This window comes from Nocardia sp. CY41 (genome assembly GCF_009829325.1).
Classification (GTDB): Bacteria; Actinomycetota; Actinomycetes; order Mycobacteriales; family Mycobacteriaceae; genus Nocardia.
In genome coordinates this window covers 253,762-266,309 of the sequence record NZ_VUOS01000012.1, presented here as the reverse complement: position 1 = coordinate 266,309, position 12,548 = coordinate 253,762, and the positions used below count along the sequence as shown (strand labels likewise).

At 67.5% G+C, this 12,548-nt stretch carries 14 protein-coding genes and 4 tRNA genes; 4 read left to right on the top strand and 14 right to left on the bottom strand.

What is annotated here, in order from left to right; genetic code table 11:
• Window positions 1–120: 120 nt before the first annotated feature.
• The 11 genes from GVY64_RS15080 to GVY64_RS15030 all read right to left on the bottom strand — a co-directional run bounded on the left by GVY64_RS15080 (window position 121) and on the right by GVY64_RS15030 (window position 6,275).
• Complete coding sequence (locus tag GVY64_RS15080) at window positions 121–660, bottom strand: NADPH-dependent FMN reductase (RefSeq protein WP_159841730.1); 540 nt, start codon at window positions 658–660, stop codon at window positions 121–123.
• A 99-nt stretch (window positions 661–759) separates the two neighbouring features.
• Window positions 760–1,473 carry a 50S ribosomal protein L1 gene (rplA, locus tag GVY64_RS15075; RefSeq protein ID WP_063017222.1) on the bottom strand — a complete coding sequence of 238 codons (714 nt, stop codon included), beginning with the start codon at window positions 1,471–1,473 and terminating at the stop codon, window positions 760–762.
• Between the two features lie 151 nt (window positions 1,474–1,624).
• A complete protein-coding gene (gene rplK / locus GVY64_RS15070; RefSeq protein ID WP_040783829.1) occupies window positions 1,625–2,059 on the bottom strand; it encodes a 50S ribosomal protein L11 in 435 nt (144 codons plus the stop codon).
• A 97-nt stretch (window positions 2,060–2,156) separates the two neighbouring features.
• Window positions 2,157–2,945 (bottom strand): transcription termination/antitermination protein NusG, encoded by a 789-nt coding sequence (gene nusG / locus GVY64_RS15065; protein WP_159841814.1) that lies wholly within the window; start codon window positions 2,943–2,945, stop codon window positions 2,157–2,159.
• A 120-nt stretch (window positions 2,946–3,065) separates the two neighbouring features.
• The gene (gene secE, locus GVY64_RS15060; RefSeq protein ID WP_159841728.1) at window positions 3,066–3,464 is read right to left on the bottom strand and encodes a preprotein translocase subunit SecE; all 399 of its coding nucleotides are present in this window, start codon (window positions 3,462–3,464) and stop codon (window positions 3,066–3,068) included.
• A gap of 108 nt (window positions 3,465–3,572) precedes the next feature.
• Window positions 3,573–3,645: transfer RNA gene (locus tag GVY64_RS15055), tRNA-Trp, on the bottom strand.
• Between the two features lie 222 nt (window positions 3,646–3,867).
• Window positions 3,868–4,935 carry a fused (3R)-hydroxyacyl-ACP dehydratase subunits HadA/HadB gene (locus GVY64_RS15050; RefSeq protein WP_159841812.1) on the bottom strand — a complete coding sequence of 356 codons (1,068 nt, stop codon included), beginning with the start codon at window positions 4,933–4,935 and terminating at the stop codon, window positions 3,868–3,870.
• A 183-nt stretch (window positions 4,936–5,118) separates the two neighbouring features.
• Window positions 5,119–5,289 (bottom strand): 50S ribosomal protein L33, encoded by a 171-nt coding sequence (rpmG, locus tag GVY64_RS15045; protein ID WP_011211653.1) that lies wholly within the window; start codon window positions 5,287–5,289, stop codon window positions 5,119–5,121.
• A 42-nt stretch (window positions 5,290–5,331) separates the two neighbouring features.
• A tRNA-Met gene (locus GVY64_RS15040) sits at window positions 5,332–5,407 on the bottom strand.
• A 76-nt stretch (window positions 5,408–5,483) separates the two neighbouring features.
• A tRNA-Thr gene (locus GVY64_RS15035) sits at window positions 5,484–5,556 on the bottom strand.
• A gap of 636 nt (window positions 5,557–6,192) precedes the next feature.
• Window positions 6,193–6,275 (bottom strand) — tRNA-Tyr (locus GVY64_RS15030).
• Between the two features lie 174 nt (window positions 6,276–6,449).
• Between GVY64_RS15030 and GVY64_RS15025 the strand changes: the two genes are divergently transcribed.
• Window positions 6,450–6,941 (top strand): YajQ family cyclic di-GMP-binding protein, encoded by a 492-nt coding sequence (locus tag GVY64_RS15025; protein WP_039802015.1) that lies wholly within the window; start codon window positions 6,450–6,452, stop codon window positions 6,939–6,941.
• Here GVY64_RS15025 and GVY64_RS38890 read toward each other — a convergent pair.
• Window positions 6,932–7,954, bottom strand: coding sequence for a nitroreductase/quinone reductase family protein (locus GVY64_RS38890; protein WP_159841726.1), 1,023 nt, complete (start codon window positions 7,952–7,954; stop codon window positions 6,932–6,934). The genes GVY64_RS15025 and GVY64_RS38890 overlap by 10 nt on opposite strands.
• Window positions 7,955–8,079: 125 nt before the next feature.
• On the opposite strand from GVY64_RS38890, the gene GVY64_RS15015 reads away from it, so the two are divergent.
• Entirely contained in the window at window positions 8,080–8,544 is a 465-nt protein-coding gene (locus GVY64_RS15015) for a MarR family winged helix-turn-helix transcriptional regulator (protein WP_236566841.1), read from the top strand.
• 12 nt (window positions 8,545–8,556) lie between these two features.
• On the opposite strand, the gene htpX is transcribed toward GVY64_RS15015, so the two are convergent.
• Both htpX and GVY64_RS15005 read right to left on the bottom strand, forming a co-directional pair.
• On the bottom strand, window positions 8,557–9,438 hold the full coding sequence (gene htpX, locus GVY64_RS15010; RefSeq protein WP_159841724.1) for a zinc metalloprotease HtpX: 882 nt from the start codon (window positions 9,436–9,438) through the stop codon (window positions 8,557–8,559).
• A 94-nt stretch (window positions 9,439–9,532) separates the two neighbouring features.
• Complete coding sequence (locus GVY64_RS15005; RefSeq protein ID WP_159841808.1) at window positions 9,533–10,564, bottom strand: polyprenyl synthetase family protein; 1,032 nt, start codon at window positions 10,562–10,564, stop codon at window positions 9,533–9,535.
• 223 nt (window positions 10,565–10,787) lie between these two features.
• On the opposite strand from GVY64_RS15005, the gene GVY64_RS15000 reads away from it, so the two are divergent.
• Together GVY64_RS15000 and GVY64_RS14995 are read left to right on the top strand one after the other, a co-directional pair.
• A complete protein-coding gene (locus GVY64_RS15000; RefSeq protein ID WP_159841722.1) occupies window positions 10,788–12,056 on the top strand; it encodes a geranylgeranyl reductase family protein in 1,269 nt (422 codons plus the stop codon).
• 14 nt (window positions 12,057–12,070) lie between these two features.
• Window positions 12,071–12,499 carry a helix-turn-helix transcriptional regulator gene (locus GVY64_RS14995; RefSeq protein WP_159841720.1) on the top strand — a complete coding sequence of 143 codons (429 nt, stop codon included), beginning with the start codon at window positions 12,071–12,073 and terminating at the stop codon, window positions 12,497–12,499.
• Window positions 12,500–12,548 lie beyond the last annotated feature (49 nt).

The following is a 12,548-nucleotide window of genomic DNA, read 5'->3' as shown; positions in this document are numbered from 1 at the left end:
CAAAACGGGGCACCACACAATGCCGGACCGCAACCGTCCGGCCGTCGTTGTGTGGCGATTGATATTTCCGCTACGGCCGCTCGACCACCGAGCGGAAAGCGGCTTCGGCGGTGACGCTTCTCACGCTATCGCGGTCTCGGCATGCCGGACGAGTTCGCGCAGCACCGTCACGGCGCCGGACCGGAATTCGGCGTCGGCGACCAATCCGTCCGGGCCGACCTCCTCGCGCAGCACCGGCAGCCGGCTGCAGGCATCGGAAACGATGTCGGCTCCGACATAGCCGAGCACGCTGCGCAGCGTCGCGGTCGCACCGTCACCGCGCCCGGGGACCGCGACGGTGATCCAGGCGACCGGTTTGCCGTAGAGATCTCCCGTGCCGACCGTCCAGTCCAACAAGTTCTTCAGGCTGCCCGGCAAGGTGCCCGCGTATTCGGGCGTGCAGAACAGCACGGCGGCGGCGCGCGAAAGTTGTTCGCGGAGTGCGAGAACCGATGGATGAGCGGTGCCGTCGTCGTCCGGGTCGAAGGCGGGCAAGTCGACGAGACCGTCGTACCGGACGGTCTCGACACCCTCGGGGGCGATGGCCGAGACGGTCCGCAGAGCGGCCGAATTGGTGGAGGCGGCGCGAGTGCTGCCGGAGATCAACAGAACGACGGTCACATCGAACCCCAACCACGTCGCCGCGCGGATTAGTCCGCAAACGCGTGACGGCGGGAACGCATTACGCGTTCCCGCCGTCACGGTCGGCTCAGCCGCTGCTTACGCGTCCTCGTCGAGGAGGTTGCGGGTGCGGTTCGGGTCCACCGGGATGCCCGGTCCGGTGTTCGTCGAGACCGTCACCTTCTTGACGTAGCGGCCCTTGGCGGTCGACGGCTTGGCCCGCAGGATCTCGTCCAGCGCGGCGCCGTAGTTCTCCACCAGCTTGCTGTCGTCGAAGGACGCCTTGCCGATGACGAAGTGCAGGTTGGCCTGCTTGTCGACGCGGAAGTTGATCTTGCCGCCCTTGATGTCGTTGACGGCCTTGGTCACGTCGGTGGTGACCGTGCCCGTCTTCGGGTTCGGCATCAGGCCGCGCGGGCCGAGAACACGCGCGATCCGGCCGACCTTGGCCATCTGGTCCGGGGTGGCGATCGCGGCGTCGAAGTCCAGCCAGCCGCCCTGGATCCGCTCGATCAGGTCCTCGGCGCCGACGGCGTCCGCACCGGCGGCCTCGGCCTCGGCGGCCTTCTCGCCCGCGGCGAACACGATGACGCGCGCGGTCTTACCGGTGCCGTGCGGCAGGTTGACCGTGCCGCGGACCATCTGGTCGGCCTTACGGGGATCCACACCCAGACGCACGGCGACCTCGACGGTCGCGTCGGTCTTGGTGGTGGCGGTCTCCTTCGCCAGGCGCGCAGCGGCCAGCGGGGAGTAGAGCTTGGTGCGATCGACCTTCTCGGCCGCGGCGAGGTACGCCTTGCTTCGTTTTGCCATGATTCTCTGTCCTGTTCGATCCGCGGCGCTCCCGGGGCTCTCCGTGGTCACGCAGGCTTCCGCCTCCGAGCCCGTCGCTCGCGCCGCTGTGTTGGTAGTTCAGACGTGGTTATCGGGCCTGGCCGGCCCTCCCACCAGGGAGCGATTCCGCTCAGCCTTCGATGGTGATGCCCATCGAACGCGCGGTACCCGCGATGATCTTGGCCGCCTGATCGAGGTCGTTGGCGTTCAGATCTTCCTGCTTGGTCTTGGCGATCTCGCGCACCTGGTCCATGGTCACCTTGGCGACCTTGTTGCGGTGCGGCTCGGCCGAGCCCTTCTGCACGCCTGCGGCCTTGAGCAGCAGCTTGGCGGCCGGCGGGGTCTTCAGCTTGAAGTCGAACGACCGGTCCTCGTACACCGAGATCTCGACCGGGATGACGTTGCCACGCTGCGACTCGGTCGCGGCGTTGTACGCCTTGCAGAACTCCATGATGTTGACGCCGTGCTGACCGAGCGCGGGGCCGACCGGAGGGGCCGGGTTCGCCTGGCCGGCCTGGATCTGAAGCTTGATGATCCCGGCGAGCTTCTTCTTCTTGGGGGGCATCTTTCTTTCCTAGGTGTTTGGTGTCCCTTGCTCTTTGCAAGTCTGGTGACTCGACCCGCGGCACGGGTCGACTCATCCCGTCGTCGACGGAACGGATCTAGATCTTCGCGACCTGGGTGAACGCCAGCTCGACCGGAGTCTCGCGGCCGAAGATCGACACGAGCACCTTGAGCTTCTGCTGTTCGGCGTTGACCTCGGAGATGCTGGCGGGCAGCGTGGCGAACGGACCGTCCATCACGGTCACCGACTCGCCGACCTCGAAGTCGACCTCGATGACCGGCTTCGGCGCGACCTCGCCGCCCGCGGTCTCGGTGGCCGCCGCCGCGGCCGCCGCGGCGGGCTTCTTCTGCTGCTGCGCGGCCGGAACGAGGAACTTCACCACGTCGTCGATGGACAGCGGCGACGGGCGCGAGGTGGCGCCGACGAAACCGGTGACGCCGGGTGTGTTGCGCACCGCGCCCCATGACTCGTCGTTGAGTTCCATGCGGACCAGGATGTAGCCGGGCAGCACCTTGCGGTTGACGTGCTTGCGCTGCCCGTTCTTGATCTCGGTGACCTCTTCGGTGGGCACCTCGACCTGGAAGATGTAGTCCTCGAGGTCCAGGTTCTGCACGCGGGTCTCGAGGTTGGCCTTCACCTTGTTCTCGTAGCCGGCGTAGGAGTGGATGACGTACCACTCGCCGGGGGCGCGCCGCAGCGCTGCCTTCATCTCGGCGACCGGATCGGCGGGCTCGGCATCGATCGGGGCGGCAGGGGCGGGCTCAGCGGGCTCCGATTCCTCGACCGCGGGCTCGTCGGTCGCGAACTCCTCGACGGAGTCGGTGGGCTCGGCCACCGCGTCGTCGGCCGGGAACTTGTCGTGTGTGTCGTTCTCCGGGGTGCTCACTGGGGCACTCGCTTCCTGTGTCGTCACGTACATCCTCTGCGTGGCCGGGCCGGGCGCGCGGCGACATCACTGCCACCCGTGTCCGCCCCGGGATCGGCTACCGGCGTCGGCGTCGTTCAGCTAGCCGAACAGCCAGTTGACACCCTTGATGAACGCCAGATCCAACCCGCTGATGAACGCGACCATGAAAATCACGAACACCAGAACAACGCTCGTATAGGTGACCATCTGCTTCCGGTTGGGCCAGATCACCTTGCGCAGTTCCGCGATGACCTCACGCAGGAACTTGATCAAACGCTTGAACGGATTACCCGACTTCTTGCGTTCGGCCCGATCGGTCGCCTTGGCTGCCTTCCGCGACGGACGGTCGAGCGTGGCGATAGCGCCCGTGTCGACCTGTGAGGATCCAGCGCGAGTCCGCCGGGCGGATCGCTTTCCGCTCGGTCGTGTCGCTGCGGCGGTGCCATCGCCTTCGTCGGCGGCATGTGCGCCGCGGCGAGTGTCCCGCTCGTCGCTCACGCCTTCTCCTCGCTCCGTTTGGTGCCGTCGTGCGCGATGCGCGCTGTGCCAATGGCTCGCTCGCTACGCTCGCTCACGTCGATCCTCTCTCGTCGCTGGCATCCAGGGCAGGGGCGACAGGACTTGAACCTGCAACCTGCGGTTTTGGAGACCGCTGCTCTGCCAGTTGAGCTACGCCCCTTCGGTTGGACGATGTCGGCTGTCCAACCACTGTTCCGATATTCAGTTGTGTCCTGGTGTCACACAACACGCGCGCCGCTCCGGCAGTTGCCGGCCCCGTGGGCGATCCACACGGACCGCCTGGAACCAGCCCCTCAGAGCAGCGCGCAGCGGCTGGCGACCCCAGAAACCTGAGTGTACGTTACCGTGCGCGCCATTAGCCAATCCGGGTCGCTGTCCCTGGTCAGGCCAGCTGCACCGTCGCGGTGGCGCGGCCGAAGATCTTCTTCCCCGCCGCCTTCGCCACGATGGCCACGACCGCGGTCCGGTTCTCCGGATCGACCGACTTCACCTTACCGGTGTACTCGATTTCGGCCGCCTCCTCGGAGCCCACGTAGACCGGGCTGGTGAAGCGGACGTTGTACTCCTTGACCGCGCCGGGGTCGCCGAGCCACGAGGTGACGAATCCGCCGCCGAGACCCATGGTCAACATGCCGTGCGCGACGACGTTCTCCAGGCCGACCAGCTTGACGACCTCGTCGCTCCAGTGGATCGGGTTGGCATCGCCGGAGACGCCCGCGTAGTTCACCAGATCGCCGCGGGTGAGCCGGACGATGCGCGCGGGCAGCTCGTCGCCGACCGAGACGTCCTCGAACCGGATGGCGTGCTTCGTGCGCACCCCTTCCACGGGCGGTACGACCGGCGCGGGCGCCTCGGTCACCGCGAGCGACGTGCGCGGGTGGTGCCCCGGCGCGTCCTCGCCGATGCCGTGCATGAGCACGTTGCGGACGGCGGCGTTGAGGTTCGGGTCGATGTCGCCGCCGCTGCGGCCGACGAGCGTGGTGTAGGTGGTGAGCACCAGTTCGTCGTTCTGCGCGGTGACGATGTTCTTGGTCACGATGATGTCGCCGCCGAAGGCCTGCCGGAACGAATGCAGATGGACATCGCAGGTGAGCTGGTCGCCGACCCGGATCGGGCGATGGAATTCCAGGATCTGGTCGGTCTGCATGATCTGGCTGAGGTCGTAGCCGGTGACGACCTCTTCGAACAATTTGCGTTGCGCGAGAATCCCTACCAGGGAGATGAAGGTGACCGGCGCGAGCAGGTTGTCGTACCCGTACTCCTGCGCCGCGTCCTCGTCCCAGTGCACCGGGTGGTAGTCCTGCACGGCGCGGGCGTATTCACGCACCTTCTCGCGGCCGACCTCGTAGTAGTCGTCGACGCGGTAGTGGTGACCGACCATCGCCGCGGCGTTCGCCGCGGGGTCGAGCGCCTCGCCCGTCTGGACCGCTTCGTCTGTACCGGTGTTGATTGTCACGGGAGGACTGTACCTATCTGACCCCGTCACCCGGAGTCTGCGGAGCGCTCACCACCGCACCCACACCGTGAAAATGCGTCAGGGCCGGACAGTTGTCCGGCCCTCGCGGTGCCACGGCCCGAGATACCGGGAGGCGACTCCCGGCGTTAGTCCACGCGGTAGTTCACGCGTGGAGGACTAGCGGGATTCGCGGTGCGCCCGGTGTGTGCCGCAGTTCGGGCAGAACTTCTTCAGCTCCAGACGATCCGGGTCATTGCGCCGGTTCTTCTTGGTGATGTAGTTGCGGTGCTTGCACTGCTCGCAGGCCAAGGTGATCTTTGGCCGGACATCGGTGGACTTCGCGGCCACGATATGCCTTCTTTCCGGTACCTGATGGGCTTGTATCGGTTGTGGTAGCGATGGCCGGACTTGAACCGGCGACACAACGATTATGAGTCGTTTGCTCTACCGACTGAGCTACACCGCCACGGCGTCGCATTGCCATGGTGCCGAGCCCGCACTACGGGAGCGATGCCGAGTCGGTCACCACCGGCAATCCGGCGAGCCCCCTAACGGAATCGAACCGTTGACCTTTTCCTTACCATGGAAACGCTCTGCCGACTGAGCTAAGGGGGCATGACTGCTTCCGCACCGAGCCTCGAACGCTCGACCCCAGCGCGGTGAAGTCTTGAACGAGGTTACACACTCACCGGTCTCAGCACCAAACCGCGTGGTCAGGGCAATGTTTTCGACGGTTCGCGGCCACGGTTCGCGGGCCTTCACGGCCCACTCGGAAGTGCCCGCCCGCTCGCGAACCAAAGAATTGTTCGAAATCGGCGATAACCATCCCGACGCCACCCTGACCACGCGGGCAGCCCCGTCACACGCAGCCAACGCAGCCAGGAACGCAAAGCGTTCCGACCGGAAGCGCGATGACCGGACCAACGCCCGATCGAAGCCGATGAGGAGGAAGCGACCGATCGACCATCACAGCAAACGATCCCTCGATGAGCGAAACGATCGAGGCGGAGGGGTGCGGAGGAATGGAGGGTGGGCATCGTTCGGATGTGCGGATCACAAGATCGAGCCTTGGAAAGACGTCGTTTCTCCATGCACTCCCACAACGAACCACCCGTGACCAACGCAACCACCGAAGGGGGTCCGGGGGGCGAAGCCCCGCCGGGCGGGGTGTGGGGGTTGCACCCCCACAAGACAGACAAAGTGAGCCCTGTACGCGCTTTTTGCGTACAGGGCTCACTCAGCGAACGACGGTGGCAGGTGTAGGATTCGAACCTACGTAGGCTTTCACCGACAGATTTACAGTCTGCTCCCATTGGCCGCTCGGGCAACCTGCCGTTCGCGCATTGTTTCGCGCGCTGAGCAGAATACATCGAACCCGCACCCTGAATGCAAACCGGCTGGCTATCGGCCCTGCGACACGACTACCCTCGGGTCTCCGGGTAGAACTGACGGTGGCTGGAAGCATCGGGTTCAGCTCACCCGTCGGACCGTCAGAACAGGAGCGCAGCGTGGCTGATTCGTCTTTCGATGTTGTGAGCAAGGTCGATCGGCAGGAGGTCGACAACGCTCTGCATCAGGCGGAGAAGGAGCTCAACACCCGCTACGACTTCCGCGGCACCGGCGCGTCGATCGAATGGTCCGGCGAGGACAAGATCGTGCTCACCGCGGAGGCGGAGGAGCGTGTGAAGGCCGCGCTGGAGGTGTTCAAGGAGAAGCTGATCCGCCGCGACATCTCGTTGAAGGCGTTCGACGCGGGCGAGCCGGTCTCCTCCGGCAAGGTGTACAAGATCACCGGTTCACTGGTGCAGGGCATCGACTCCGAGCACGCGAAGAAGATCTCCAAGAAGATCCGGGACGAGGGCCCCAAGGGCGTGAAGGCGCAGATCCAAGGCGATGAGCTGCGGGTGAGCAGCAAGAAGCGCGATGATCTGCAGGCCGTCATCGCCCTGCTGAAGGGCGAGGATTTCGGCATCGCGCTGCAATTCGTCAACTACCGCTGACCGCCGGCCCGAAGCGCGGCGGGATCGGTCGCGTTCAGCGTGTCCACGAGGGTCTGCTCCTCATAAGTGAAGTGGGTCTCCAATTCGGTCGCGAGGCGGTCGAATTCCGTGCGAAGCCTGGCCGGATCGCCGGGTTCCGGCGCGTCGAGGAGTTCCCGTAGCTCGGTGAGCGCGGTGGCGACTACACCGTGCTCGCGGTTGAGTCGGTCGATCACGGCGGTGAGTTCGGGATGCAGCCGGACCAGGGCGGGGAAGACGCCGTCCTCGCTGGTGTGATGTTCGCCGAGCGCGCCGCAGAACGCGACGCAGTGGGCGCGTAGATCCTGCGGCAGCGCCGGTTTGCCCGCCGCGTCCGGCGCGCGTACGTACTGCTCGAGACCCGTTCGGACGGCGGCGAGGTCGCGACGCAACTGAGCATGCACGTGCCGGAGGTGATCGCCGACGGCCGCGACGCGCTGTCGCGCGGGCGTGGCCGCGTCGGGCGATCCGGTCAGCACTGCCGCACCCGCGACGCCCGCCGCGGCGGCGGCTCCGGCTGCCGCCAGAAGGCGGCGCCTGCCGCGCCCAGGACGCGTGACCGGCTCCAACGCTACGACGGGGATCACCCGGTCGGTCGCCGCCTGATAGGCGGCGAAGGCCGGGTCGTCGTCGGCTTGGGCGGCATAGTGCCGGTCCCGCTCGGCACCCTCGAGCACTCGGGCGTTCGCGGGGTAGGTCTCGAGCCGCTCCGCCGCGCCGATCTCGACGGTCACCTCGGGATTCGCCCGCACGTTGTGGAACCAGGCCGGATGCGTGTTCGCGCCCGCGTTGGACCCGAACACCAAGACGCGCCCACCGTCTCGGCGGTAGACGACCGGCACCGTGTGGTCGCGTCCGGTTTTCGCGCCGACGGTGGTGAGCAGGAGCAGCGGCGCTCCCTCGAACATTCCGCCGACGCGGCCCGCGTTCGCGCGGAACTCCGCGATGATCGCCTGGTTGAACTCGTTCGGCCCACTGCGCTCCGGATCGGTCATGTCCGACACCCTTCCGCGGTACGACGCAGCCGCCGCGACCGCTGGTTATAGCCTGATGAGAAGACAGGATTTTGCTTTGCAAGCAAATCTGTTTTGTAGACAAAGGTATTGGGAGGGTGGTCGGCGTGTCAACCGAGGAGCGGCCGGGACTCGGCGTGGACGAAGGCATCCGCACGTTGCTGCTGCTGATGCCGCGCGTGGTGGGGCGAGCCAAGAAACTGGGCGTCCCGAAGGAGCTGGAGTCGTTCTCGCTGGCGCCTCGGCACCTGTCGCTACTGGCCAATCTGGTGTTCGACGGACCGACCACGGTGACGGATCTGGCCGCCCGGCTGGAGGTGGCGCCGACGACGGTGAGTCTGATGGTCGGCGAACTCAGCAAGCAGGGTGTGCTCGAACGCGGCGCGGACCCGGACGACCGCAGACGCACCATCGTCGCCATCGCACCGGCGCACGAGCAAGCCGTGCACAAATGGCTGGGGCGCAGCGCTCGCGCCTGGCGCACGGTGCTCGAGCCGCTCACCGCGCAGCAGCGGCGGTTGTTCGTCGAGACGTTTCGCGCCTACGAAGACCAGCTGGCCATGGAGGATTGAGCGCCCGAGGACTCAGTACCGGCGCGGGCCGCCCGCCATCTCCTCGAGCCGGGCGATGCGTTCGTTCATCGACGGATGCGTGGAGAACCAGCGCGCGACCCGCTCACCCGCACGGAACGGATTGGCGATCATCAGGTGCGACTGCGACGCCAGCCGCGGCTCGGGCGGAAGTGGGGCGGTCTGCACGCCGCGTTCGATCTTCCGTAGCGCGGACGCCAGCGCCAGCGGATCACCGGTCAGCTCGGCGCCGGACTGGTCGGCCTGGAATTCGCGCGAACGCGAGACGGCCAGCTTGATCAGCGTCGCGGCGATCGGGCCGAGCAGCGACACCAGCAGCACGGCCAGCACGTTCGGACCCTCGCCGTTGCGATTGCCGCCGAACATGGACAGGTACATGGCCAGGTTCGCCACGCCGGAGATGACCGCCGCGAGCGCACCCGCGATCGAGGAGATGAGGATGTCGCGGTTGTAGACATGCGAGAGCTCGTGACCGAGCACGGCCCGCAATTCCCGCTCGTCGAGGAGCTGCAAGATGCCGCTGGTGCAACAGACCGCGGCGTGGCGTGGACTGCGTCCGGTGGCGAAGGCGTTGGGCGCGTTCGTCGGGCTGATGTACAGCCGGGGCATCGGCTGCCGCGCGATGGTGGCCAGCTCCCGCACGATCCGGTACATGACCGGGGCCTCCAACTCGCTGACCGGCTGCGCGTGCATGGCCTTCAGCGCGATCTTGTCGCTGTTGAAGTACGCGTAGGCATTCATGCCCACCGCGAGCAGGATCGCGACGACGAGGATCGTCGGGTTGCGGAACAGCGCGCCGATCACCACGATCAGGGCCGACAGGCCCACCATCAGCCCGAAGGTCTTCAGCCCGTTCGCAAACCCGTGCCCGTGCATACGTCTCCCTTGCCGCTCCCCCGTTCACCGAGTCGCCTTACAGCAGATAAACGATAGAAGCTCCAGGCAAAGTTCCGGTGCATCCGCGCCGCGCTCACCCCACGCGTTCGATGGTGTAGCGGACCAGCCGCTCGAGTGCGTCGTTGGCGGGACCGCCGGGCAGGGCGCACAGCTCGGCGTAGGCGAGGTCGGCGTAGCCCTGCAGTTTCTCCTTGGCCAGCGTCATGCCGCGCGAGTCGGCGAGCAGGGCGAGCGCCTCGTCCACCTCGTCGTCGGTCTCCAGCGGACGGGCCAGCAGTTTGCGCAGACGATCGCCGTCGGCGCCCTCCTCGCGCAGCGCGTACAGCACCGGCAAGGTGTGTACGCCTTCGCGCAGGTCGGTGCCGGGAGTCTTGCCGGACTGCTCGGAGGCGGAGGAGATGTCGATGATGTCGTCGGAGATCTGGAAGGCGGTGCCGACCGCGTCACCGAGGCGGGCCAGACGCTCGACGTGCTCGGGGTCCGCCCCCGAGAAGGTGCCGCCGAAGCGGCCGGACGCGGCGATCAGCGATCCGGTCTTCTCCCACACCACGCGCAGGTAGTGCTCGACCGGGTCCTGCGACTCCCGAGCGCCCATGGTCTCGCGCATCTGACCGGTGACCAGTTCGGCGAAGGTCTCGGCGATGATGCGCACCGCGTCGGGGCCGAGGGTGGAGGTCAGCCGGGACGCGTGCGCGAACAGGTAGTCGCCCGCCAGGATGGCGATGTTGTTGCCCCACCGCGAGTTCACACTCGGAGCGCCGCGGCGCATGGGGGCCTCGTCCATGACGTCGTCGTGGTACAGCGTGGCCAGGTGCACGAGCTCGACGACGGTGCCCGCCGTGATCAGCGCGGGATCGGCGGGGCGTGGGCCGAGCTGCCCGGTGAGGATGGTGAAGAGCGGGCGGAAGCGCTTGCCGCCGGCCTTGGCCAAGTGCAGGGCGGCCTCCTGGAGGAATTCCGCACCGTCGGATAGCTCCTCGACCAGGAGTTTCTCGACTTCGGCCAGGCCGTTGCGCACGGTGTCGGCCAGCACGCTGTCACCGAGGTCGACTCCGGCCACGACCGTGCTCGCGTCGCTCCCGGCTCCGCCGTGCGCCGTGTCCATGATTCGCTCGCTCCGCTCGCTCATGGCCGATGTGCTCATTTCTTCTCCCAGCGATGCGTCCGACCCCACGGTAGAGAACCTAGCGTGTCCCGGTCGGATGGCCCATGAACACCGTCACTCTGTGGTGGATCGGCCACGATCGCGGCGCGTCGGCGGTGATCGTCCACGACGCGAGCGCGACCGCCGTCGACATGGGTGCGACGGCCCTGCGAGTATGGAGCGCATGGGTGCACCGGAAGCGAGTCCCGCGAGCGACGAGGACGCGTTGCCCAGCCGCGCCGAGGTGCTGGTCGTCGGCGCGGGCCCGGCCGGATCGGCGTCGGCGGCCTGGGCGGCTCGGGCGGGACGGGACGTGCTGCTCATCGATTCGGCCGTCTTTCCCAGGGACAAGACCTGCGGTGACGGGCTCACTCCGCGCGCGACCGCGGAACTGGAGCAGCTCGGTCTCGGCGAGTGGGTGCGCGCGCACATCGTCAACCACGGCCTCCGGATGACCGGCTTCGGCCGCGAGGCGCTGCTGAGCTGGCCGGGCGGTTCCTTCCCGACGTACGGAAGCGCGGTTCCGCGTAACGAACTCGACGACAAACTGCGTGAGACGGCGGTGAAGTCCGGCGCGCGCATGGTGGACGGCACGAAAGTGGTCGATGTCACCCGCGAGGTCGACCGGATCACGGGCGTGACGGTGCGGACCGCCGACGGCACGCGTGCGATCGCCTGCCGGACGCTGGTGGTCGCCGACGGCGTGCGTTCACCGATCGGGCGGCTGCTCGGCCGCGTCTGGCATCGGCGATACGCCTACGGCACCGCGGCGCGGGCCTACATCCGGTCCGGCCGCAGCGACGATCAGTGGATCACCTCGCATCTGGAGTTGCGCGATGCCTCCGGCGAGCTGGTTCCCGGCTACGGCTGGGTGTTCCCGCTCGGCAACGGCGAGGTGAACATCGGTGTCGGGTCGTTGGCGACGGAACGCAGGCCCTCGCATGTCGCGTTGAAGCCGCTGCTGGCGCACTACGCCGCGCTGCGCAGGGAGGAATGGCAATTCGAGGGCTCGCTGCGCGCGGTGGCCTCGGCGCTGCTGCCGATGGGCGGAGCGGTGTCGAACGTCGCGGGACGCAACTGGGTGCTCATCGGTGACGCCGCCGGGTGCGTGAACCCGCTCAACGGCGAAGGCATCGATTACGGCTTGGAGGGCGGTCACATGCTGGCCGACCTGCTGGACGAACCCGACCTCGGCGCGGTCTGGCCGCAGGTGCTGCGTGCCCGCTACGGACGCACGTTCTCGGTCGCCCGGCGGATCGCGGGCCTGGCCACGCATCCGCGCATGGTGCCGCTGGGCGGCCCTCCCGTGCTGCGCTCGAAATACTTGCAGCGCACGGCCGTCCGGGTGATGGGGAATCTGGTGACCGACGAGGACGTCGACCTGACCGCGCGGGCCTGGCGGATGGCGGGCCGGGCGTCGCTGCGCTTCGACGAGCGTCCGCCGTTCGCCTAGGCACGGGAGGCGCGATGAGCGGACGACGAGCGCGCGGATTGCCCGCGCTGTATCTGCTGCCGCATCTGCGCCGCGCCAAGGACCTGGCCGACCGGCACTACGCCGACCCGCTGAATCTGGACGGGCTCGCGGCGGCCGCCGGGGTGTCGAAATACCACTTCCTGCGCGCGTTCGCCGCCGTCTACGGCCTGACCCCGGCCGCGTATCTGGCCGAGCGGCGCATCGAACGCGCCCAGGACCTGCTGCGCGCGACCAATCTCACCGTCACCGAGGTGTGCATGCTGGTCGGCTACAGCAGCCTCGGCTCGTTCAGCAGCAAGTTCCGGCAGCTGGTCGGCGTCACGCCGTCGGAGTACCAGGCGAAGTTCGCCGACGGCGCACCGCGCGTTCCCGGCTGTTTCGTCTTCATGCACGGGCTCTCCGACCGCAAGCCGCGCGGCTGAGCAAACGGCGCAATTTCGGAGAAGCCGGTGCCGGGGCGGCCGCCATAGC

Coding starts and splice junctions, on each gene's coding strand:
- rplA (WP_063017222.1), bottom strand. CDS start 1,473: ATGGCAAAACGAAGCAAGGCGTACCTCGCCGCGGCCGAGAAGGTCGAT.
- rplK (WP_040783829.1), bottom strand. CDS start 2,059: ATGCCCCCCAAGAAGAAGAAGCTCGCCGGGATCATCAAGCTTCAGATC.
- GVY64_RS38890 (WP_159841726.1), bottom strand. CDS start 7,954: ATGACCGATCCGGAGCGCAGTGGGCCGAACGAGTTCAACCAGGCGATC.
- htpX (WP_159841724.1), bottom strand. CDS start 9,438: ATGCACGGGCACGGGTTTGCGAACGGGCTGAAGACCTTCGGGCTGATG.
- GVY64_RS15005 (WP_159841808.1), bottom strand. CDS start 10,564: ATGGACACGGCGCACGGCGGAGCCGGGAGCGACGCGAGCACGGTCGTG.
- GVY64_RS15000 (WP_159841722.1), top strand. CDS start 10,788: ATGGGTGCACCGGAAGCGAGTCCCGCGAGCGACGAGGACGCGTTGCCC.
- GVY64_RS14995 (WP_159841720.1), top strand. CDS start 12,071: ATGAGCGGACGACGAGCGCGCGGATTGCCCGCGCTGTATCTGCTGCCG.